The sequence below is a fragment of the Psychrobacter pulmonis genome, from assembly GCF_904846465.1.
GTDB lineage: Bacteria > Pseudomonadota > Gammaproteobacteria > Pseudomonadales > Moraxellaceae > Psychrobacter > Psychrobacter faecalis.
Genome location: NZ_CAJHAT010000001.1, coordinates 698,465 through 720,794, shown reverse-complemented (window position 1 = coordinate 720,794; position 22,330 = coordinate 698,465). Strand labels below are relative to the sequence as shown.

19 protein-coding genes are annotated in these 22,330 nt (G+C 43.1%); 14 read left to right on the top strand and 5 right to left on the bottom strand.

Annotated features, from left to right (window positions below; genetic code table 11):
• Nucleotides 1-16: 16 nt before the first annotated feature.
• On the bottom strand, nucleotides 17-1,057 hold the full coding sequence (gene nadR, locus JMX70_RS03065; RefSeq protein WP_201589436.1) for a multifunctional transcriptional regulator/nicotinamide-nucleotide adenylyltransferase/ribosylnicotinamide kinase NadR: 1,041 nt from the start codon (nucleotides 1,055-1,057) through the stop codon (nucleotides 17-19).
• 516 nt (nucleotides 1,058-1,573) lie between these two features.
• Here nadR and JMX70_RS03060 point away from each other — a divergent pair.
• From JMX70_RS03060 to JMX70_RS03045, 4 genes are all read left to right on the top strand, one after another.
• Nucleotides 1,574-1,786, top strand: a complete 213-nt coding sequence (locus tag JMX70_RS03060; RefSeq protein WP_068407485.1) for a PspC domain-containing protein — start codon at nucleotides 1,574-1,576, stop codon at nucleotides 1,784-1,786.
• A gap of 470 nt (nucleotides 1,787-2,256) precedes the next feature.
• Complete coding sequence (gene glyQ / locus JMX70_RS03055; RefSeq protein ID WP_376779313.1) at nucleotides 2,257-3,282, top strand: glycine--tRNA ligase subunit alpha; 1,026 nt, start codon at nucleotides 2,257-2,259, stop codon at nucleotides 3,280-3,282.
• Between the two features lie 9 nt (nucleotides 3,283-3,291).
• Nucleotides 3,292-5,385 (top strand): glycine--tRNA ligase subunit beta, encoded by a 2,094-nt coding sequence (glyS, locus tag JMX70_RS03050; RefSeq protein ID WP_201589434.1) that lies wholly within the window; start codon nucleotides 3,292-3,294, stop codon nucleotides 5,383-5,385.
• A 166-nt stretch (nucleotides 5,386-5,551) separates the two neighbouring features.
• Nucleotides 5,552-5,842: a hypothetical protein gene (locus tag JMX70_RS03045; protein WP_369957748.1), complete on the top strand. Its 291-nt coding sequence runs from the start codon at nucleotides 5,552-5,554 to the stop codon at nucleotides 5,840-5,842.
• Between the two features lie 122 nt (nucleotides 5,843-5,964).
• On the opposite strand, the gene JMX70_RS03040 is transcribed toward JMX70_RS03045, so the two are convergent.
• Together JMX70_RS03040 and JMX70_RS03035 are read right to left on the bottom strand one after the other, a co-directional pair.
• A complete protein-coding gene (locus JMX70_RS03040) occupies nucleotides 5,965-6,519 on the bottom strand; it encodes a cell division protein ZapA (protein ID WP_227671143.1) in 555 nt (184 codons plus the stop codon).
• 151 nt (nucleotides 6,520-6,670) lie between these two features.
• The gene (locus JMX70_RS03035; RefSeq protein WP_102077499.1) at nucleotides 6,671-7,111 is read right to left on the bottom strand and encodes a hypothetical protein; all 441 of its coding nucleotides are present in this window, start codon (nucleotides 7,109-7,111) and stop codon (nucleotides 6,671-6,673) included.
• Nucleotides 7,112-7,318: 207 nt separating this feature from the next.
• On the opposite strand from JMX70_RS03035, the gene JMX70_RS03030 reads away from it, so the two are divergent.
• From JMX70_RS03030 to JMX70_RS03010, 5 genes are all read left to right on the top strand, one after another.
• Nucleotides 7,319-7,972: a UPF0149 family protein gene (locus JMX70_RS03030; protein WP_201589432.1), complete on the top strand. Its 654-nt coding sequence runs from the start codon at nucleotides 7,319-7,321 to the stop codon at nucleotides 7,970-7,972.
• 104 nt (nucleotides 7,973-8,076) lie between these two features.
• Complete coding sequence (locus JMX70_RS03025; protein ID WP_201589430.1) at nucleotides 8,077-8,562, top strand: nucleoside deaminase; 486 nt, start codon at nucleotides 8,077-8,079, stop codon at nucleotides 8,560-8,562.
• 104 nt (nucleotides 8,563-8,666) lie between these two features.
• On the top strand, nucleotides 8,667-9,917 hold the full coding sequence (argE, locus tag JMX70_RS03020) for an acetylornithine deacetylase (protein ID WP_201589428.1): 1,251 nt from the start codon (nucleotides 8,667-8,669) through the stop codon (nucleotides 9,915-9,917).
• A gap of 149 nt (nucleotides 9,918-10,066) precedes the next feature.
• Nucleotides 10,067-10,795, top strand: a complete 729-nt coding sequence (locus JMX70_RS03015; protein WP_201589426.1) for a LysE family translocator — start codon at nucleotides 10,067-10,069, stop codon at nucleotides 10,793-10,795.
• 289 nt (nucleotides 10,796-11,084) lie between these two features.
• On the top strand, nucleotides 11,085-12,917 hold the full coding sequence (locus tag JMX70_RS03010; RefSeq protein WP_201589423.1) for a DUF3413 domain-containing protein: 1,833 nt from the start codon (nucleotides 11,085-11,087) through the stop codon (nucleotides 12,915-12,917).
• 104 nt (nucleotides 12,918-13,021) lie between these two features.
• Here the strand turns inward: JMX70_RS03010 and miaB are convergent, their stop codons facing one another.
• Nucleotides 13,022-14,536, bottom strand: a complete 1,515-nt coding sequence (miaB, locus tag JMX70_RS03005) for a tRNA (N6-isopentenyl adenosine(37)-C2)-methylthiotransferase MiaB (RefSeq protein WP_191690984.1) — start codon at nucleotides 14,534-14,536, stop codon at nucleotides 13,022-13,024.
• Nucleotides 14,537-14,954: 418 nt separating this feature from the next.
• On the opposite strand from miaB, the gene JMX70_RS03000 reads away from it, so the two are divergent.
• From JMX70_RS03000 to JMX70_RS02985, 4 genes are all read left to right on the top strand, one after another.
• A complete protein-coding gene (locus JMX70_RS03000; RefSeq protein WP_201589421.1) occupies nucleotides 14,955-17,186 on the top strand; it encodes a lytic transglycosylase domain-containing protein in 2,232 nt (743 codons plus the stop codon).
• 537 nt (nucleotides 17,187-17,723) lie between these two features.
• Nucleotides 17,724-18,422, top strand: a complete 699-nt coding sequence (locus tag JMX70_RS02995; RefSeq protein ID WP_227671142.1) for a T2 family ribonuclease — start codon at nucleotides 17,724-17,726, stop codon at nucleotides 18,420-18,422.
• A gap of 457 nt (nucleotides 18,423-18,879) precedes the next feature.
• Entirely contained in the window at nucleotides 18,880-19,869 is a 990-nt protein-coding gene (locus JMX70_RS02990; protein WP_191690986.1) for a malate dehydrogenase, read from the top strand.
• Nucleotides 19,870-20,078: 209 nt separating this feature from the next.
• Nucleotides 20,079-20,318, top strand: a complete 240-nt coding sequence (locus JMX70_RS02985) for a DUF2789 family protein (RefSeq protein WP_191690988.1) — start codon at nucleotides 20,079-20,081, stop codon at nucleotides 20,316-20,318.
• 98 nt (nucleotides 20,319-20,416) lie between these two features.
• Here JMX70_RS02985 and ribF read toward each other — a convergent pair whose 3' ends face one another.
• Entirely contained in the window at nucleotides 20,417-21,457 is a 1,041-nt protein-coding gene (gene ribF / locus JMX70_RS02980) for a riboflavin biosynthesis protein RibF (RefSeq protein ID WP_201589419.1), read from the bottom strand.
• A gap of 216 nt (nucleotides 21,458-21,673) precedes the next feature.
• On the opposite strand from ribF, the gene JMX70_RS02975 reads away from it, so the two are divergent.
• On the top strand, nucleotides 21,674-22,309 hold the full coding sequence (locus JMX70_RS02975; RefSeq protein ID WP_201589417.1) for a GNAT family N-acetyltransferase: 636 nt from the start codon (nucleotides 21,674-21,676) through the stop codon (nucleotides 22,307-22,309).
• Nucleotides 22,310-22,330: the final 21 nt, after the last annotated feature.

Genomic DNA, 22,330 nt, shown 5'->3' with positions numbered 1-22,330 from the left:
GGTTTTTTTAAATTTATTATTTACCATAGATAAGCTTATCAATAATTAATAAAGCTTGCTGATAGCGGGCATCGTAATCGGCTTTATCAATCATATATGGCTTAATACTATGACGGGCGAAAATATCCAATAAGCGCTGCTCAAAGCGTCCGCGAGCCTCAGGCGTGCCCAATGAGCGCATACCATCGTCAACCCATGGCGTATTGTTATCAAGCATAATGGTATGGTCTAAGCGAAACTCATCGATACACGCGGCTACAAAGGGATGGGTACGACCTTCGTACTCTTCACAAAAAGCTTGGGTGGTCACAAAATCCGTATCTATAATGGTGACAGGCGCCGTTGACATAGCGGTAGCTTCACGAATAGCCTGAGCGTGATTGAGGGCAATCGGTCCATAATCGCTATACTGAAGCCCAATCTCGCTACCACCCAAATCCGTGCCGACATACAGCCGTCCCATCTCAAGGGCAAAGCTGGCCCCATAGTAGTTGGCAAGTTTATGTACCAATGTCGTCTTGCCAGAGCTTTCCCCGCCCACAATCGCTACCGTTTTGGTATAGTCGCCGCGCACTTGTGGATGCAGCGCCGACCAGTGCGCGACTGGATTGCGTGCAATCGCGTAAGAATCAAATTCAGGCTGCAGTGGCGTGGTGACCACCTGCATAATTAGCTGCCCAGAAACGTCCGTCTGCGCTAGCGGATGGTTTTCTGCGACAAACAATACCGTGTCTGCTGGCAGCGTTAACGCCTCTATTAAGCGCTGCAATTTGGCATTACTGGTAGCAATGTCAATGGTGACGTCAGCAAAATTCTCATGCAGCGGCAGCTCAATCTCATCAGTGGTATAAATATGGATAAAGGGCAAATCTGCACACGCCATCTGTAACCAGCGCGCCTTATCTTGCAAGGTAATATTAAAATCTGGATGCGGGTCAGGGTGCGCCGTAATAACGATATGCAGGGTTTTCGCTTGTCCTGCTGCGTCTAATATACTGCGCATTTGTCCTAAATGGAGCGGTTCAAAATGTCCAATCATTAGTCCTGATTCGTACATAGCTTTCCTTATGTGCTGTTTTTATTTTAGTTATGATTCATCGTGGCAATTCATATTTCCTAAGCCTTGATGATTTAATAGCATGGTATAAAGGTTTGGATAGATTTACAGGTAGGTTATTGTAAATAGGCATTATTTTATAAAGGACTTTTAATATTAAATTATCAATAGATAATAAAGTTTTTCCACCTAAACAGATTTAAAGTGATTGCTTGAACTTTTTAGAGTTGTAACAGAATATGTAATATAAGCGAAACAAAGTGAATAATGAAACATTTTGAAATAGTTATTTAAAATCAGGAGTTTAGGCGCAATTATGAGAGCTTAGAGTAAGCTTAAGTAGCATAAACTCACAAAGCACGTCTATATCATCAACAGATAAAAAGTCAATAGTTGCTATACTCATTCATAAGTTCAAAAGAGCTATGAATTTTTATAACGTTTTAAAATAAATGATAAGAATAACGTTAAATAATACATTCAAAATAAGTAGAAATAATAAGAGAGGTATTTGATTTGGCTAAGTTAGCAAAATTACATCGCTCAAGAAATAATCGTATGATCGCAGGTGTGATGGGCGGTATTGCAGAATATGTCGGCTGGTCGCCAACATGGGTTAGATTGTTATTTGTGATTGTCTCCACCATGAGCGCCGCTGTTCCAGGCATCTTAATTTATATTATCTTATGGATAATCATGCCTAAAGCAAATAATCAGTCTTATCAGTAAAAGCAAAGTTATAAAGTTAAGATGAATATTGATTGTTAATATTAATGTTATCTAAATCTAAAGTCATCTAAATAAAGACAACATTAAGAACGTAAAATACAAGGCTAGAATAAAAATAATAGCCCATGAAAAAACAAAAAGCCTGACTCATCAGGATGCCTGCGACACACTTTTCCTCCTGCCCGAATGCTCACGCATTTGGGTATTTTTTTATCTTGTTTTTATATCTATCGGCTTAACAATGCTTATAGGTAGATTTTGACGATGAACATAGCCAATAACTGGATATTTGAGCGATTTAGACAAATTTAATTGTGCTAAATATAGATAAAATGGTCAATTTTTAGTAAGGTGAGCAGGCAAATAGCGTCGTTGCCAAATAGGCCATACGCGCGCTATCAATATCTTATTTTATAATACCCATTCCACCGCGGCGTTATGACATGCCCCAAACTATGACAATCCAAACTATGACATCTCAAGCGACAACTTCGATGACACAAGAAAAACACGCTCAGCCGATGACTTTTCAAGATTTAATTCTCACCTTACAGAACTACTGGGCGGATAAGGGCTGTGTGGTCTTGCAGCCTTATGATATGGAAGTCGGCGCTGGTACCTTTCATACCGCGACATTTTTGCGCTCGCTAGGTCCTGAACGTTGGAATGCGGCTTATGTGCAGCCATCGCGCCGTCCAACCGATGGCCGCTACGGTGATAACCCGAACCGTTTGCAGCATTATTATCAATTTCAGGTGGTTTTAAAGCCCAATCCACCCAATATCCAAGAGCTGTATTTGGATTCACTACGCGCTATCGGTATTGATCCATTGGTACATGATGTGCGTTTTGTCGAAGACAACTGGGAGTCGCCAACGCTTGGAGCGTGGGGGCTTGGTTGGGAGATTTGGCTCAACGGTATGGAAGTGACGCAGTTTACGTATTTCCAGCAAGTGGGCGGTATCGAGTGTTTCCCTGTTACAGGCGAGATTACTTATGGTCTTGAGCGCTTGGCGATGTATGTACAAGGCGTCGATAGCGTCTATGATTTGGTCTGGGCAGATGGCGAATTTGGCCGCGTAACCTATGGCGATGTTTTCCATCAAAACGAAGTTGAGCAATCAACCTATAACTTTGAGCATGCTGATGTGCCAATGATGGGTCAGATGTTTGATTTTTATGAGCAGCAGGCCGATAAGTTGGTTGCTGAAGGGTTGCCATTACCTGCCTATGAGATGGTGCTAAAAGCCTCGCATGCCTTTAACTTGCTTGATGCGCGCGGTGCGATTTCAGTGACAGAGCGTCAACGTTTTATTCTACGTGTACGTACGCTGGCGCGTAAAGTTGCCTTTGGTTACGTCGAAGCACGCGCCAAATTGGGCTTCCCATTGGCAGATGAAGCGCATCGTCAAGCGGCGCTCGATAAGTATTTGCCAAAAGAAGATGTGCTAACTGAAAATACAGATGATAATCAAACTACTAACAATAATAAATAGGAGCATCCCATGAGTACTATTTTATTTGAACTGGGGTGTGAAGAGCTACCTCCAAAAAGCCTAAAACCTTTACGTGATGCGCTACAAGCCAGTGTCACCGAGCAGTTAAATGAAGCTGAAATTGGCTTCGATAGTATTAAAGTCTTTGCTGCGCCGCGTCGTTTGGCGATTCAAATTGAGGGTATCAGTGATAAGCAGCCTGATCGTAGCGAGCAAAAACGTGGTCCGGCGATTAAAGCGGCGTTTGATAGCGATGGTAATCCAACGCGCGCAGCGATGGGTTTTGCTAAGGGTTTAGGTATCGACGCCAGCGAGCTGATCACTATTAACACCGATAAAGGTGATTATGTCGGCTATGAGCAGATTATTCAGGGTCAAGCGACGATTGAGTTACTACCTACTATTTTCCAAACCGCGCTTGATAATTTGCCGATTGCTAAGCGTATGCGTTCTGGCGCGAGCCGCAATGAGTTTGTACGTCCGGTACAATGGGCGGTATTGATGCAAGATGATGCGGTCATTGATGCGACTATCCAAGGACATCAAACAGGCAAGCAAACGCGCGGTCATCGCTTCCACAGTCCTGACTATCACGAGATTACGCACGCCAATGATTATGAGCAATTGCTCGATGGTTTAAAAGTCGTGGCGGATTTTGATAAGCGTCAAACGTTGATTAAAAACCAAGTCAAAACGCTAGCCGATGAAGTTAATGCCGATCCTATCGTGCCGCAAGATTTGTTAGATGAAGTGACCGCATTGGTTGATTTCCCGATTGCGCTGCGAGCAAACTTTGAAGCGCGCTTTTTACAAGTGCCGCAAGAGGCGCTTATCTCGACCATGCAAGCGGATCAAAAGTATTTTTGCTTGACCGATAAGGAAGGCAAATTGCAGCCTTACTTTATTTTTATCACCAATATTGAGTCAAAAGATCCGAATCAAATCATCGAAGGTAATGAGAAAGTCGTGCGTCCGCGTTTAGCTGATGCCGAGTTTTTCTTCTTGCAAGACCAAAAGCAGCCTTTATTTGCTTTGACTGAAAGCCTAAAAACGCGTGTCTTCCAAGATAAGCTCGGTACGATTTGGGAAAAGTCTGAACGTATTGCTAAGCTTGCTGCTTTTATTGCGACATTGATGCAGCAGCAAGGTCGCGATATTAATGTTGATGAAACGGTACGAGCCGCAATATTATCCAAAGCGGATTTGGCCAGCTCATTGGTCGGTGAATATCCTGAGCTACAAGGTATCGCGGGTACGTATTATGCGCGCTTAAATAATGAACCTGAAGCCGTCGCGGCCAGCCTGCAAGAGCAATATTTGCCTAAGTTCAGCGGTGATGTATTACCGCAGACACCGATTGGTATTTGCTTAGCGTTGGCTGATCGTTTAGATACGTTGGTTGGTATTTTCGCCATTGACCAAGCACCGACTGGCTCAAAAGACCCATTTAGCTTACGTCGTTCAGCCATTGGAATTTTGCGTATTTTGATTGAAAAGCAATTACCAATTAATTTGGTGGCGCTCGTTGAGCAAGCGATTAAAGGTTATAGCACCACTGAAGGCAGTAAAATTGCTAAAATGGGCGATACCTTTACCCAAGTGATGGCGTTCTTAAACTCGCGCTATCGGGCGATGTATACCGAGCAGGGCGTCAGCGTCGATACCATTCAGGCAGTACAGGCAATCAATCCGCATATGCCGCTTGATTTTGATCAGCGTATTCGCGCTGTGCAAACCTTTAGTGAATTGCCACAAGCCGAAGAGCTTGCCGATTCAAACAAACGTGTTGCCAACATTTTAGCGAAATCAGAAGTAAGTGTCGCTGACACTGTGGATGAAGCGCTATTATCTGAAGCTGCTGAGCAAACGTTATATCAAGCGGTTCAGCAAGCGCAGATGGCGGTCAAACCTTTGCTAGAAACCGCTGACTATACGCAAGTATTGCAAACGCTGGTCAGTTTAGATGCGCCATTGACCCAGTTTTTCGCTGACGTCATGGTCAATAGTGAAGATGCGGCGCTGAAAAACAATCGCTTAGCACTGCTCAAGCAAGTGCGCGCCTTATTCTTAACCGTGGCTGACATCAGTGAGCTGCAGCTGTAGTTTGTTCATTATAGTTCGACAGTGATAGACCTCTGTTAGTTTAAGCATCTATGAGGTTAATTTATTAACGACTTAAAAAACTGGCTGTATATGGCCAGTTTTTTATACGTTTATTCTACAGCGTTGGGTTTATAATGTCTTAGAACGTATCCAAAGGAGCATTGCCGTGTTGGCCGTTATCATTGTAATTCTTATTATCTGGGCTGTGATGTGGGGCTTTTATAAGTTTATGTACCCGCGTGCGCCAAAAAGCATGATGCCAAAAAAGGGCGATGTGACCACGCCGCGCCAGTGTGATTTTTGTGGCAACAGTTTGGCTGAGTATCGCGGTGTGCTGGAATCTACACCTACTTTAAATAGTAATAATGATATGGCCGCTAATAAAGCATTGTTCTTTTGCAATTATGAGCATCAAGCAGACTTTCATGCTGGTAAGACTTATCAAGCAGATGCCTAACTTGTAAGCCATAAGTTGTTAATCACAAGTCGATAAGCTTTTATCACCATTTAAAAAAGCGCTTAGCTCTGATGAGTTAAGCGCTTATCTTTTTAGAATACCTATTTAATATTGAGGCAAATTTATAAAATGGAATGCGCATCTTTCATAATTTTGTTGAGCAGTGCTTCAGACTGTTTGCTTTGTTGGAGACGATCTTCTTCGTTTCTTTCATGAGTTTGGATTTTTTCATATAAATTTAAGCAGGTTAATACCAGTAGGTTTTCTTGGCTAAGACTTGGTGCATCTCTTCTTAACTTTAGAGCAAAGTCGTTGATATAGGAAACTGCTGCACGCAATTCTTCTTGCTCGTGTACAGGACAAAAAATAGGGTAGGTTACGCCAGCAATCGCCACATCGACCTTTTTAATTTGTGGTTCAGGAGCGCTTGCAGGTTTAGCAGCGCTATTTACCGTATTACTATTTGTCTTATTGTTATTTGCATTATTGTTTACATTGCTATTTGCATTGTTATTTTGCGGGTTCGAATTATTTGGCATGGCTTTTTGTGGTTGCGTGGTTTGTGTTTGATTGTCTTTTGCTGGAATGGCTGTTGATTGAGTGTTTTTGGATTGAATGTTATGGGTCTGACTGCTTTGCAGTTGACGCTCTACAGGGTTTGCGCGGTCATCGGTCATGATAAATCCTACAATATGTGTCATTAAAGTGAATAAATAGCTGTCACTGCTCTAAATAGGGTGCTGATAAACCTAATAAACTTAAATGCTGAATAGATAAAGTTAATCAGCAAAATTGCTCAAGTTAAGCATAATGAATATCAACGTCTGCTTAACTTTCGGCTTGGTCAATGCGTGTCAAACGTTGTAAGACCACTTGGGTACGCTCAGCGGCCAATTCATTTTTTTTCTTCAAGTCACTATTTTGCTGCTTAATATCGCTATACTGCTGTTTTAATTCATTATTACGCTGCTGCAAGGCATGGTTTTGATGCTGTAATTGCTCGATTTGCTTGTGCAATTTGTCTTGTTCTTCACCAATCATATGATGGGCTTCGGCAAGGCTTTGATAGCGTTTATCAAGATCGTTTAATTGTTTTTTGGCACCGTCACGCTCGCTATAGCTGCTATCAAGCTTGGTTTTAAGAGCGGTAAGCTCTTTTGGGTCAGTCACTGGTTGTTGTTTGAGGCTGCTAAGTTCAGCACTGACAAGCTGATACTGTTTTTTGATGTCGAGTACCATTTTTTCTAATATTCTAAGTTGGTCATACATAGTCAGTTTTTATCCTTAACAAGTAAGCGTAAATGAATTTTGTTCTCTGCGTTTAATAATGCCATAGGTGACCGCATAATATCTATATCAACAAAGTAATTGTATGGCGCTTTGCTTTGTGACTTTTATAACTTGCCGCTTTATGAGTAATATTGGGCGGCGTCTGTTGGTATTTACCATTATTAATCAATCACTAGGACATCTATTATGAATGACAATATCTCTGGCTGGAATACTTGGCTGGCTGCGTTTGATGACTGGACGGACGTTTCTATCAGCGAGGTACACGGCTTGATGACGGGGCTGATGACCGCCTGTAATGCACCTGACGAGCCAGTTTGGGCAAAGGTGTTTGAGGAGTTGAGCTTTGCGCCGTTACCTGATGCCGCATTAACTTTGCTCACCGAAGAGGCAGAAGACATTGTTTTTCAGTTAAAAGACAAAGACGATGCTTATGCGTATATGCCACTGGTGCCAGATGATGAACATGACCTGTACGAGCGCGTGATGGCGCTGAAACAGTGGGCAAATGGCTTTATGACCGGTTTTGGTATTACCGATTGTGGTCTAAGCGCTGAAGAAAATGAGATGCTGTCGGATTTGGCAAAAATTGGTGCGATTCGATTAGAAGATGATGAAGACTTTGAAGGTGGCGAAGAATCTTATCTGCATATTTTTGAATTTGCACGCATGGTACCGGTCAGTTTTGCTACGCGTCAACGCAAGCCGGTGAAAGATATCGCTCTGATTGCTGGACTGGCTATCGATGCCAAAACCACCAAAGAGCTACAAGCAGAAGGTAAGTTACCAAAACCGATGCCGCCGGTCGTTGATGTGATGAATCAGAAACGCCCATCATAATTAACATGATAGGATAAAGGGCATGAGAAATAGCTGAGATTGATGCCAGAGAAATGGTACTTGGCTATTGGATAGCTGTCCAAAATAATAAAAGGGATATGATGATGACTACTGATAATGAGATGGTTTATTTACGCCGCTGCGTAGAGCTTGCTGCTGAAGCGTTAGAGGCGGGCGATGCGCCGTTTGGTAGCGTGTTGGTCGATGGCAATGGCAAAGTATTACAAGAAGATCGTAATCGTGCCAATACGGTTGATGCGACTTACCATCCTGAAATTGCCGTCACTAAATGGGCCGCGCAAAATATGACCCCTGAGGCGCGGGCAAAAGCCGTGGTATATACCTCGGGTGAGCATTGCGCCATGTGCTCCGCGGCACATGCGTGGGCGGGGCTTGGTCGTATTGTCTATATCAGCTCATCAAAACAGCTCGGTAAATGGATGGACGAGATGGGTGTGAGCTCAACATCGCCCATCCATTCATTAAGTATCCAAGAAGTCGCGCCGAATGTGCCCATCGAAGGTCCGATTGCCGGTTTAGATGAAGAAATCAGAGCCCTACAGCAGCGTTCATTTCAAAAAAATAAGTAAAAAACTTAAATAAAAAATCTGCTTAAAAAGGCTAGGGCGTGTCTTCATTATTACGCTTATTAAAAAAGCTGTGCCTTTTTATCTTAGTACGATAAGGAAGTCTTATGACGCTAAAAAATTACGATAACGTTGCAGAACGAGAAACGTCCAATACTCATTATTCTACTGGCAATTATCCAAATGACAGTATTGACTGGCTGACAAGATTAATTGCGTTTGATACGGTCAGTCGCCATTCAAACTTAGCGTTGATTGACGATGTGAAAGCGTATTGCGAGCAATTAGGCCTGACGGTAGATTTAACCTTTAATGATGCTAAAAATAAAGCCAATTTATTCGTTACGGTGCCAGCAAGAAAAGATGCCGATGAAATCAATCATGGTCTGGTGTTATCAGGTCATACCGATGTCGTGCCTGTCGATGGGCAAGACTGGACGTCGGAGCCGTTTACCGCGACCATTCGTGGTGACAAGCTATACGGTCGCGGTGCTTGCGATATGAAGGGTTTTATTGCTTGTGCGCTAACACTATTGCCGCAAGCGGTAAAACTCTCTAACGCAGGCCAGCTGCGTCGCCCATTGCATTTGGCATTGTCGTTTGATGAAGAGGTCGGCTGTTTGGGCGCACCGCTGCTATTAGCGGATTTGAAAGCGCGCGGTATTACGCCTGATTACTGTATCGTTGGCGAGCCGACCAATATGGCGATGGTGGTAGCGCATAAAGGCATCGCGGTTTACCGTTGCCGCGTCCATGGCAAGTCAGCGCATTCATCATTGACTGCCCAAGGTGTTAACGCTATTAGCTATGCCAGTCGTTTGATTGGTTATGTTGATACTTTAGCAGAAGAAATCAGCCAGCGCGACGATAACGACGCCATGTTTGATGTGCCTTATTCGACATTATCTGTTGGCACCATACAAGGCGGTACCGCGACCAATATCGTCCCCAATCTGTGTGAATTTACCTTTGATTATCGTAATCTGCCGCATATGACACAAGACGATATCCTCGCACCGATTGCGGCAAAAGTTGCAGAGCTCAGCGCTCAAATGCAAGCACGTGCTACCGATACCGGCATTGAGCTGCTACAAGAAGAGAGTGTGCCAGCGATGACTGATAGCGACAGCACTGAGCTACAAGCATTAATTGTCGCTCTGACCGGTGACGATACACGTCATAAAGTCGCTTATGCAACTGAAGGTGGTCAGTTTACTAATAGCGGCATCCCAACGATTATTTGCGGTCCTGGTAGCATTGAGCAGGCGCATAAAGCCGATGAATATGTCGCGCTAAGTGAAATGGCACGTTGTGATGAGTTTTTACAGAAGCTGCTAAACAGTTGCGCTATCAGCTGATAAAATAGTCAATAAGCAATTTTATGGCAATATAGATGCGCATGACATACACCGTCTTTATGGCGGTGTTTATTTTTTCAACATGACGCATGCTTTTCAACATGGCGCATGTATTATTTAAATTTTTATAAAGAAGTAGGGGTTCGTTGATGTCTTGGCATCTGTTTGCGGTATTTTTTGCAAGTACGTTTTTTATCTCAGCGACTCCCGGTCCAAACATGCTATTGGCCTTTCAGTACGGCCTTAATTATGGCGTCAAGCGTACATTATGGACGCTAGCAGGTTTAAGCCTTGGGCTGTTTATTTTGCTGCTGTCAACGCTCCTTGGACTTGATGTTATCAGCCGTCAATCGCCATGGTTATTAACAGTGATTAAGACCGTTGGTGCGATTTACCTTATTTATTTGGGTGTTGCATCGTGGCGGGATAGTGGCAGTAGCAGCTTGATGAGTGATGCCAGCGAGCTGAGTACAGAAGTTAATAAAGAGCTAAATACGACTACAGAAATGGCAGATAAGCCTATGCCACGCTCGCTTTCGAGCGCTGCTGTCAAAGCACCGCCTAGCGATTGGTTATTGTTTCGAACGGGCATGTGGGTATCACTGTCTAATCCAAAGGCGATTTTATTCTTTGCCGCCTTTTTTCCCAAGTTTATCAATTTTAGCGCGCCGCTGTGGCCGCAGTATATTATGCTGACTTGTGGGCTGTTTTTGAGCGAGACGATTTGGCAGCTGATTTATACCATTGGCGGTAAAAAGCTGGCTGGTTGGCTTGATGTTGGTGAGCGTTTGGCATGGCTCAATCGCGGTTGCGGGGTTATATTTATTTTAATTGCCGCGGCGTTATTGGCTGAGGTTGTTAAAGGCTTTGTCAGTTAAACCATTATCAATAAACTATAGTTTATAGTAAGATACGCTTCATTTAATTTTTTATAGTCAAGTGCGCTAAACATATTTCTTTCAAATCTAATATTTATTAGCAAATTGCGTTTTAAATATATCTTGTTTCGTTGTTTTTACTGCACTAGTTTTTCAAATTACTCCTACCTAAAAGGGAACTTGCCATATCACGTTTGATGCCAATAATGTCATCAACTAAACGTACTAGTAGGGACCAAGAACTCTACAGGTTTGGATTATCTTAAATTTATTGCGATTTAATCATATTATGACTTCTACATCCAAATTAAAGACCTATGGATATTTTATCCTTATCAATTCTTTTCTCGCTATTCTAATTTCTTTACGATACTTAAAATTCTTGCCTGAAGTGCCAAGTGACATATTAGGATTTTTATTTTTGGTGCTTTCGACATTCTCACACATGGCTTTTTTAACAGCTATTGTCAGTCTTGTTTTGCTTCCCTTTTTCTTTTTACCTTATGACTGGATACGACGGATAAGCGTCGCTGCTTTAGCGTCATTGATATTAGTGCTTTTATTTATCGATACTTTTGTATTTGCAAATTATCGCTTTCATATAAATGTTGCTATGGTAGATCTGTTGCTTGCTGGACAAATTGTTAGCTTTTCTTTCTTTACGTTGTTAATGGTTATAGGCGTGGTAACGGTAGTTTTCGCTATAGAGTTAGGTATTTTATATGGGCTTGAAGGCAGAAAAATTAAATTGCCATCAAAGATAGGGCGTATTTTTAGTATAGCAGTAGTGCTAACTTTATTAATGAGTAATGGCATCCATGTTTGGGCTGCAGCGCACGCTTATCAATCAGTGACTCAGCTAAAACGTTATCTGCCCTTGTTCTATCCATTGACATCTAATACTTTAATGCAAAAATATGGCTGGATTGATGAAGAGGCATTAGAAAAGCAAAAATTGATGACGATGCAAAAACAAGGGGATTTCAAATATCCATTACAACCCCTGCAGACGCAAGCTATAGAGAATCCACCAAATATTGTATTTCTAGTGATAGATTCTTGGCGCGAAGATACTTTTAATGCCGAAAATACACCAAATATTTGGAATTTCGCCCAGAGCGGCACAATATTTCAAGAACATCTGTCAACTGGAAATGCAACTCGAGCTGGAATTTTTGGTTTTTTTTATGGCATTCCTTCCACATACTGGCATAGCGCCATAAATAATAAAACAAGTCCTGTTTTTATCGATCGTATGCAAGAATTAGACTACCAACTGGGTATTTTTGCATCCGCCCAACTCTACAATCCAGAATTTGATCAAACTGTTTTTTTGAAAGTCCCTGATCTTAGAAAAGAGACTAAGGGAAAAACAATGGTCGAGCGCGACCAAAATATTACTAAAGAATGGGTAGGCTGGTTTGCAAAAAGAGACCGATCAAAACCGTCATTTTCATTTTTATTTTACGACTCACCGCATGGGTATGAATTTCCTAAAGACTATCCTCATCGCTATGAGCCAATGTTGTCCGAAGTTAATTACTTAAAGTTAAATAATAAAACCGATCCGCAACCATTAATGAATCGTTATAAAACCAGTGTACATTTCGTTGATAGTTTGGCTAAACAAGTACTGGATGAATTGAATGCTTCAGGAGAAATAGAGAACACAATCGTAGTCATTACGGGCGATCATGGTGAAGAGCTAAATGATAATAAACAGAACTATTGGGGACATAATGGTAACTTCTCAAACCCTCAAGTACACGTTCCTTTTGTAATGGTTGGTAAAAATATACCTAAAAACCTTAGCGGTTGGAATAAGTACTTTACAAGCCATGAAGATGTTGTACCGACATTAATGCAAAACTATCTTGGGGTAGAAAACCCACTACAAGAATATTCTATGGGAGTAGACTTATTAGGCAAACCGATTGACCGTGATTGGTTGCTTGTGTCTAGTTATAGCAAATATGCGATAGTGACCCATCAAGATATTATGGAAGTAGGCTCTGTCGGACAGTTTTCATATGTTGATAAAAAGTACCAGCCATTAAAAGAACAACCAAATTACGAACTATTACAACAGGCTATGGAGCAAATTAGTCGCTTTAGTAAATAAGCTAAGCAAATAGAAATTACTTACTTTATTTTCTTTGATTAAAAAAGCCGCTCTCTACTTAAATAGAGAGCGGCTTTTTCATTTATACAGCTTTTTATAAAGGGTTAAGCCAATACTTCAACCAGCTCGCCTTTTACCATATGCGGACTGACAAAATCCGTCACACGTACACTGACGATTTTACCCAGTAGTTCATCTACTTTATCAACGTCAAAAGGGAACATCACGGTACGGGTATTATCCGCTGTACCGATTAAGCAATCAGGATGACGATTGGCCACTTGCTCGACCAAGACGCGAGTGGTAGTGCCGACCATTTCATGGGTTTTGGCAAGGGTTGAATCGATAATAACCTGTTGAAATTCTGCCAAGCGTGCTTTTTTGGTTGCGAAACTCACATCGTCAGGCAATTCTGCGGCTGGTGTGCCCGGACGCTTAGAATAGATAAAGCTATAAGAGTGATCGAAGTTCAATTCTTTTGCCAAGTTTAAGGTATCTTGAAAGTCCTCATCAGTCTCGCCAGGGAAGCCAATGATAAAGTCACTCGATAGGTGAATGTCAGGGCGTATGGCTTTGAGCTTATTAATCTGATTGATATAAACATCGATGGTATGGTTGCGTTTCATCGCCGCCAAAATAGCATTTGAGCCACTTTGAACCGGTAGATGCAGGTGTGATACCAGCTCTGGCAACTTGGCATAAGCATCGATAATATCATCGGTGAACTCTAGCGGATGGCTGGTGGTATAGCGAATGCGCTCGACACCATCGACGTGCGATACGTAATGCAAGAGCTCGGCGAAACGGCAAATACTGCCGTCGTCTTTTTCGCCGCGATAGCCATTGACGTTTTGACCCAGTAAATTAATTTCACGAACACCTTGGGCAGCAAGGCTATCAATCTCTGCCAAGACATCATCGAGCGGACGCGACAATTCTTCTCCGCGCGTATAAGGCACCACGCAAAATGAGCAATATTTTGAGCAGCCTTCCATGATGGATACAAAGGCCTTAAACCCTTCTACTCTTGGCTCTGGTAAAAAATCAAACTTTTCGATACTTGGGAATGACACATCCACCGTACCGATACGGTTTTTAGGCGAGATAGAGCGCTGCTCATGCGACTGGTCATACAGCTCTGGCAGACGGTGTAAGGTTTGTGGCCCAAAGACCATATCAACGTAAGGCGCGCGTTTTTGGATATTGTCGCCTTCTTGCGAGGCCACGCAGCCGCCAACACCGATAACCAAATCAGGGCGTTTTTCTTTTAATTTGCGCCAGCGACCCAATTCTGAAAACACCTTTTCTTGCGCTTTTTCGCGAATCGAGCAGGTATTCATTAATAGCACATCGGCTTCGTCGATATTGTGGGTAACTTCCATCCCGTGTGAATCGCCCAATACATCAAGCATTTTGCCAGAATCATAGACGTTCATCTGACAGCCTTGAGTGGTAACAAAGACTTTTTTCGGCGCGCCACTTTCATTGACACTGACTGGGGTTTGGGCAGTAGACCCTTGAACAGAGTTTGACGCTTCGAGTGCCGTAACGGCAGGCGCAGTAACCCTGCTCTCAACAGCAGCGTCATCGATGCGGGGATTAAATACAGTAACACTCATAAGCGAAGTCCATGATTGACTAAAAATATAGCGGGGTAGGCGATTAACCGGTGGCGTATTTTATCATAATCTGCCATCAATGTGAAAAGTTAGCATGGCCTTAAACTGTTGACGGCATTTGATTATTTATAATAGTATCAATTGCTTATCTATTACCATAGCTCAGATAATGGCTTTTAGCACAATTAAGCCTAGTAAAAGTGCCGTAACACCTTTGTGTTACGCATGGCTATCCAATTTATTAACGAAAAGTAAAGCTGATGGTTGAATGTGCAACGAGTATAGTATGATGCAGACAACCATATCCGCACTATTGTTTAAATGAGCGTTCTAAGCAGGGTGAAAAATACCATTTCAAGCCTAGATTTAAGCTGTTTATTTAGCCAAATTATTTAGACTTATTATAAAGAGAGTCCGTATGTCAAAGCCGCAAGTTGCCCCGAGTATCAAGGATAAAGATGCCAATTATCAAAATCATATGCCTAAAAATCATAAAACAACGATGCTAAAAACCAGTGTGCTGAGTGTGGCAACGGCGATGGGCGCGCTGGCATTGTCACAAGGAGCTTATGCTGAGCTTACTTGGGGCAATAATACCAGTAGTAATGTCAATAGTTATCAGCCACAAGGTAGCTACCAACCGGACAACTATCAACCGCAAAGCTATCAACCTGATAACTATAAAGCGCCAAGCTCGCAGCCAAACAGCAATTATCAAGCAAACAGCGGTTACCAAGCGGATAGTGGCGCAAGCTCATTTACAGCAGCAGCTATCGCCGCAGATCGCGGTGATGTCAACGCCCTTTATAATTATGAGCAGGAGATGAATGGCGGTTTGTTTGCCATGTATCCGCCTTATTGGCGTATGAATTTGGACCTAAACTCACAAAGCCCAGCGGCGGTTACACAGTTTGTCCGCCAGTATCCAGAGACGGTAATGGCAGAAAAGCTGGTTGCCGATTTTGCAGAAACCAAAGCGGGTTCCAATGATTATGCCGCCGTACGCCAAGTGGCAAATCTCATTACCAATGCCGATGACAGTGAAAAGTGCGCCGTTGCCCTTGGGTTTAATAACGGCGGCGATAGCATGCGCGCGATGGCGGCCAAGTCCGATGTCTGGCTGACCACCAAAAAACAGCCAGCGCTGTGTGATCAATTGGCGTTAGAGATGAATAATAATGCGCTGATTAGCAATCAAGATAGGGTATCGCGTCTCAAACGTATGCTGCGTAAAGGTAAGACTGGCGATATTATGGCTTTGTCATCAAAGTTGGGTACACCGATTCCTTACTCGTCGTTAAGTGAAATTCAGCTCAATCCCTCAGCATTTTTTAGCCGTTTTGCTCGCGAGCCAAACAGCCAGATGAATCAATATCTGTATTTGTATGCCATGGGGCGCTTGGCAGAAAAGTCCTACCGTGAGGCAGCGCTACAATTAGATTTTGATGTGAAACAAGACAATCAGCGCGCAGCGAAGTTATTAAACGATGACACCCGTCGCTATGCTTATCGCATTCTTGGCGTTCAGCGTATGAACCACAATACTGACGATGGTTTTAATGTGGAAGCGGTCGATTGGTTCCGTAATAGCTTAGATAATGATTTTAGCTTTGAAGAAGCCGAATATTATGCCATGGCGGCGATTCGTTTTAGTCGTTGGGATGATGTGGTCGAAGCCATCTCAAAAATGGACGCTGAAACGCAAAAAACCAATCAATGGCAATATTGGTTGGCGCGTGCTTATGAGCAATCAAGTGATGCCAACAAACGCAACACTGCCAAAAAAATGTATCAAAATCTTGCGAAAAGCAATGAATACTATGGTTTGATGGCCAAGGATAAAGTCGGTCAACGTTTTGATGCCAGCCGCTTAGGTGGCAGTAATTTGCCTAACGTTAGTAGCGCCGACCGTGCTCGCGTCATGCAAAACCCGCACTTTGCACGGGCCTTTGCTCTATATAACGCCGATGCTAGCCGCGCTTATGCCAATCGCGAGTGGAACTGGGCAGTGAAAAAAGCGCGTGACAATCGCGATAATAATTTGATTATTGCGGCCGCGCGTCAAGCCTATGATATCGGTTGGCTCGATCGAGCAATTTATGCCATTGATAATACTGATACGGTAAATAACTTGGCTCTATCACATCCGATGCCGCACCAATCGGCGGTCATGCGCCATAGTCAATCGGCTGGTATCGATCCGGCATGGGCGTATGGCATCATGCGTCAAGAGAGTCGTTTTGTCTCGTCGGCGCGCTCAAACGTTGGCGCGAGCGGGCTAATGCAAGTCATGCCTGATACCGCTAAATATATCGCACGTAATTTGGGCGAAACTTATAGCGCCAGCCGTGCCAATAGTGGTGATACCAATATTCGTTATGGCACCTGGTATATGGGCGATATCTTTGGTAAATTGAATAGCCAGCCAGTTTTGGCCACAGCGGGTTACAATGCTGGACCCAACAATGCCAAACGTTGGCAGCCAGTTTATGGCTCACTTGCGGCCGACCAATATGTCGAGTCGATTGCCTTTCCTGAAACGCGCAATTACGTCAAGCATGTAATGGAAAACGCCACCATCTATAGCAGTTTGCTGGGTCGCGGTCAGCCTATTAGTCAGCGCATGGGAACCATTCCCGCCGCCTTCTAATTCTCTTTGTTTTCTAAAAAAGCCATTAATCGCTCGCTGTTAATGGCTTTTTTTTATATCGTTCATTTAAAAGCAGTATACAATCTATAGTCAAAATATCCTAAAAACGCGACGGTATTGCTGATATCAATTTTTTGTAGCCTCTGTCTGCGTAGACACAGCAAGCAAGAAAAATTGATATCAGCAGTGCGTGATGTATTGATATGACTTTTCACTCACTACATTACACGATGCATCAGCCATGTTTACGTTTCTGCTATAGATTAAAAAAAGCAATTTGCTACCATTGTTTGAGTTTCCGTCTGAATTTCCTGTTGGCTCACTCCCAGCCTGCGGACTTACTCCCAGAAGGCTAAATACTTTCAAGCGACCTAATGTGATCAGTGTCTTAGTTTGGATTGTGGAAATTAATGAATCCTAAAAGCTCCTATTCGTCATTGCTAGATGCTCTAACTTCTTATGATTAAAAAATATTTCAAGTTGCCCATATCGTCGCAAGCTAAGCGTCAATTAACTCTTCAGACAAAGGTGGGCTCGATGTCAAAGACAGCGCTATCAGAGCATTTTCATAAATATTGGTTACGTACAAAGTATGACAATAAAGGTAATGCTGCACTTGGTATAAGCGCTTTGCTATTGTTGCAGGGTGCAATAACGCTGCCAGCCCAAGCGGCGAATGCCAGTAAACCGGGTCAGCGGGTGTTGATGATTGAGATGACGCCAGCGTTATGTAGCTTACAGCCAACGCGCGCGCGTATGCGTCAGTGCTTAGAAGGCTATTCGCTTACCGTTTCAGGTCTCGATATGGGCTATGGCGAGCGCTGCGGCCGCGGCAGTGAGCCACGCTTGACGCCCTTACAGTTAAAAGTTGTCAACCGTATCATGCCTGATACCACGGTGCGCACCCAAGCATGGCAACGCTATGGCGCTTGTAGCCCTCTCAGCGCCAGTAGTTATTTTCGCCAAATTACCAATTATGCCGGCGACTTAAAGCTACCGAATGAGTTAAATACAGGCAACAGCTATACGGTGTTAAAATCGCGTTTTGTCGGTCAGATGACCCGCTTGAATAATGGTATGTCAGCGAATAGCGTTGATTTGATTTGTCAGGTAGGCACGCGGCGGCAAATGGTATTGACTGATGTGCATGTGTGTTATGAGGGCAGCTCATTCGGCACTTGTAGCAATATCGTCGACAACTGCGGTAGTAAGTTTATTATTTCAGGCGGCAAATAATTCTATTTTGACATTGAGTTATTGCGCATTAATCACCTTCTTTCTGCCTTTAATGAATAAAACAGTGAAGTACAAATGGCAAAAATATAGGCAATTTTTCTTATAACTCTCCTAAAATATTAGCCATTATTCTATCTAAAACACTTTTTCGCCGTCTTTTAATACTTCTTTTGCACCTTTCTTGAAGTTCCTCTAACGCCTTACTCCTCTAATGTTGTGCCAAAAATTTCATTATCTATCTGTATAAAATGTAACAATATAATTTGTATTGTCCGCAAACGCGTTCGCGCTTTCTCTAGACGGTTAATAGGCTGAGGTGCTACACTAGTGAACGGTTTATGACTGCTATATTCAGCGAGCAGGTCGCTATCTCAAACGATATTCATCAATCAAAACCATCTATTACAACCATCCATTAGAATCGTAAATTATCTAATCTATAATTAGGGAGTATTCAATGTCAATGAAACAGCCTTTACGTGTTGCCGTCACTGGTGCCGCTGGTAATATCAGCTATGCTATGTTATTTCGTATTGCATCTGGTGAGATGCTAGGTAAAGATCAGCCAGTTATTCTGCAATTACTTGAAATCGCCCCAGCACTTGACGCCCTAAAGGGTGTGGTCATGGAGTTAGAAGACTGTGCATTCCCATTATTGGCCGGTATCGTTCAAACTGATGATGCGACCGTTGCATTCAAAGATGTAGACTATGCTTTGCTAGTCGGTTCACGTCCTCGTGGCCCAGGTATGGAACGTAAAGATTTGCTAGAAGCCAACGCTGCGATTTTCTCAGCCCAAGGTAAAGCATTGAACGACGTTGCAAGCCGTGATGTAAAAGTATTGGTCGTCGGTAACCCTGCCAACACCAACGCGCTTATCGCTCAGCGTAATGCACCAGATTTAGATCCACGTAACTTTACTGCTATGACTCGCCTAGATCATAACCGTGCCATGGCACAGTTGGCTGAGAAAACAGACAGCACTGTTAACGACATCAAAAACATGACTATCTGGGGCAACCATTCATCTACTCAGTATCCAGATCTAACGTCTGCAACTGTAAACGGTAAGCCAGCGTTAGATTTGGTTGACCGTGATTGGTACGAAAACACCTATATCCCAGAAGTACAACAACGTGGCGCTGCTATCATCAAAGCGCGCGGTGCATCATCTGCCGCTTCTGCTGCCAACGCTGCCATTGCACACGTACGTACATGGGCACTAGGTACTGATGAGAATGATTGGGTATCTATGGGCGTTTACTCAAACGGCGAATACGGTATTGCTGAAGGCTTAATCTACTCATTCCCAGTAACCTGCGCTAACGGCGACTGGTCTATCGTAGAGGGCGTTGACGTGTCGTCAGGTTTCTCAAAAGAGAAAATGGCCGCAACTGAGCAAGAGCTTAGCGAAGAGCGTGATGCAGTAGCACACTTGCTTCCATAAGTAGGCAATCTACTCAAGCTGTTATATAGAATTTAATCTGAAAAGCCCTCTACGATAGAGGGCTTTTTTGTGCCTTGCGTAACCATCAATACAATTGCTAACGTTAGCTAAACGTTGATTAACAGCTATTAGCAGCAAGCTTGCTACAATAAAGTGGTAAATCCAAACAATAAACACAATTAAATCTGTATCATTTAAGGAGAAAAGGTATGTTGGGTGAACCGGAATATAGTATGAATGAACTTTTTGCGCAATTGGGGCTAGATAGCTCGGATGAAGCGATTGACAGTTTTGTCGAAAATAATAAACTGGCAAAAGAAGAGAAGTTAATCGAAGCGGCGGTATGGAATGACAACCAGCGTGCCTTTTTGCAAGAAGAGTGGAATAAAGATGCCGCATGGGTAGAAGTTATCGATGACTTAAACGTGCGTATGCATCCTGATGCTTAAAAGATAATAAAATATTAGACTAAATAAAAACCCACAAACGTTATTCACGCTGTGGGTTTTTTTATACATTACGCTTTTATAGGCTCATAACTACTATTTTAATTCGACTGCTTAGCACGCCATTCGAGTAAATCTATAACATCATTATGAATACCTGCTTTTAAGGCTTCTAAACTCTCGTAATGGCGCTCGCCATGTAAATAATGCAAGAAGCGTACTTGTAAGGTTAAACCGTATAAATCTGCTTGTAGCTTAGGGAAATGTACCTCTAAGCGCCAATCATGCTCTTTATCTACTGACGGCCTAATACCAATATTGGCAGTACCAAATAAACTATGCGGGCGTAAACCTGCAACCCCTAGGTTTTCGCTATCTGTCAGTGCGGTCAAGCCGTTCGGTATGACATTACCATTATCATCAAGGCTGACGACATCGACAGCAAAGATGCCATGTAGAGCAGGTTTTATGCGTTTTAAATCAACGTTTGCAGTAGGGAAGTCCATGGTACGACCGATTTTATCACCACCAACGACGACGCCTGTCATCGCATAATCGCGACCCAATAAGGCATTAGCCGCATCGATGTCACCGGCCAACAATAGGTTACGTATACGCGTAGAGCTAATGCGCGCGCCTTTGCCTTTATCATCGACCACGGTATGCAGATTGGTCACATCTAAGCCGTAATCACGCAAAAACTGACTGTCACCGGTACGATCATGACCAAATTTAAAATCATCACCCAATACCAATGCTTGTACATTCAAACGCTGCGCTAAGATATCGGCAAATGCATTTGCTGATAGCGAGCGAAACTCCGCCTCAAAGCTTGCGACAATCAAAGTCTCAATGCCATACTCTGCCAGCAAAGCCTGCTTTTCGGTAAGATTGGTGAGGCGGGCAGGCGCGGTAGCTGGCGCAAAAAACTCACGCGGCTGCGGTTCAAATATCATGACTGCCGAGCCAATATTTTGCGCCTTGGCAATATCACGCACGTGCGCAAGCATCGCTTGATGACCCAAATGTACGCCATCAAAATTACCGATAGTCAGCACGCAGGGCGCTAAATCTACTGGGCTAGTATTGGCAGACAAAGCGCTTGGCGATGCCATCAGTTGCTCAAGAAAATAGGTGTTCATAAATTTTCAGCTATGATAGATAAGACCGGATAAAAAAGAAAAAACACACCTCTACCAAAGATTGATGTGTCTAAAATCAGTCATTATAAAGTAAAATAGCCATACTAACATCCTATAGTCTGTTGTTAATCAAACAACCATGCTAACAGCTAAACGTCTACTTATCACTTATCCCTATTTTTATTATTATCTATGAATATTTATGATGGAAACGCTATGCCTGCTGCTGTCTCTACGACTGATTATGATAATGGCTATGACTCTATACAGCCTACATCAGCCGTCTATAAACTTAACGAGCGCTTTATAGTACAGCTCGCCAGTCAAGACGACTTACCCGCAATTTTAACCATTTATAACCAAAGTATCGCCGGCAAGCAAGCAACCGCCAATCTCACACCCGTGACTTGCGCAGAGCGGCAAGATTGGTTTGATGAACATCTAAATAGTGCCACGCGGCCGATTTACATTGTTAGAGCTGTGGTTGAAGATGCAGAGGTAAGTGTCGAAGAAACAGTATCGCCAATCGTCGCTTGGGGCAGCTTTAGCGATTTATATACACGGCCCGCTTATCATATCAGCACGGAGATTAGTATCTACTTACATCAAGAGTATCATGGTCAAAAATTGGGCAGCTTATTGACCCGCTGGATGCTGACGCAAGCGCCGAGCTTAGGTATCCATAACGTGGTTGCGCTTATCTTTGCCCATAATCAGCCAAGCTTAGGATTGTTCCGTAAACTTGGCTTTGAGCAGTGGGGCTATATGCCAAAGGTTTGTGATATGGAGGGTTTCATCGCCGATGTCGTGATGCTTGGTAAAGCGGTCATTGCCGATAGTAATGATCAATGAAGATAGCGATGACTAATGAAG

Coding starts and splice junctions, on each gene's coding strand:
- nadR (WP_201589436.1), bottom strand. CDS start 1,057: ATGTACGAATCAGGACTAATGATTGGACATTTTGAACCGCTCCATTTA.
- glyQ (WP_376779313.1), top strand. CDS start 2,257: ATGACATCTCAAGCGACAACTTCGATGACACAAGAAAAACACGCTCAG.
- glyS (WP_201589434.1), top strand. CDS start 3,292: ATGAGTACTATTTTATTTGAACTGGGGTGTGAAGAGCTACCTCCAAAA.
- JMX70_RS03040 (WP_227671143.1), bottom strand. CDS start 6,519: ATGACCGATGACCGCGCAAACCCTGTAGAGCGTCAACTGCAAAGCAGT.
- JMX70_RS03035 (WP_102077499.1), bottom strand. CDS start 7,111: ATGTATGACCAACTTAGAATATTAGAAAAAATGGTACTCGACATCAAA.
- JMX70_RS03030 (WP_201589432.1), top strand. CDS start 7,319: ATGAATGACAATATCTCTGGCTGGAATACTTGGCTGGCTGCGTTTGAT.
- JMX70_RS03025 (WP_201589430.1), top strand. CDS start 8,077: ATGACTACTGATAATGAGATGGTTTATTTACGCCGCTGCGTAGAGCTT.
- argE (WP_201589428.1), top strand. CDS start 8,667: ATGACGCTAAAAAATTACGATAACGTTGCAGAACGAGAAACGTCCAAT.
- JMX70_RS03015 (WP_201589426.1), top strand. CDS start 10,067: ATGTCTTGGCATCTGTTTGCGGTATTTTTTGCAAGTACGTTTTTTATC.
- JMX70_RS03010 (WP_201589423.1), top strand. CDS start 11,085: ATGACTTCTACATCCAAATTAAAGACCTATGGATATTTTATCCTTATC.
- miaB (WP_191690984.1), bottom strand. CDS start 14,536: ATGAGTGTTACTGTATTTAATCCCCGCATCGATGACGCTGCTGTTGAG.
- JMX70_RS03000 (WP_201589421.1), top strand. CDS start 14,955: ATGTCAAAGCCGCAAGTTGCCCCGAGTATCAAGGATAAAGATGCCAAT.
- JMX70_RS02995 (WP_227671142.1), top strand. CDS start 17,724: ATGTCAAAGACAGCGCTATCAGAGCATTTTCATAAATATTGGTTACGT.
- JMX70_RS02990 (WP_191690986.1), top strand. CDS start 18,880: ATGTCAATGAAACAGCCTTTACGTGTTGCCGTCACTGGTGCCGCTGGT.
- JMX70_RS02985 (WP_191690988.1), top strand. CDS start 20,079: ATGTTGGGTGAACCGGAATATAGTATGAATGAACTTTTTGCGCAATTG.
- ribF (WP_201589419.1), bottom strand. CDS start 21,457: ATGAACACCTATTTTCTTGAGCAACTGATGGCATCGCCAAGCGCTTTG.
- JMX70_RS02975 (WP_201589417.1), top strand. CDS start 21,674: ATGCCTGCTGCTGTCTCTACGACTGATTATGATAATGGCTATGACTCT.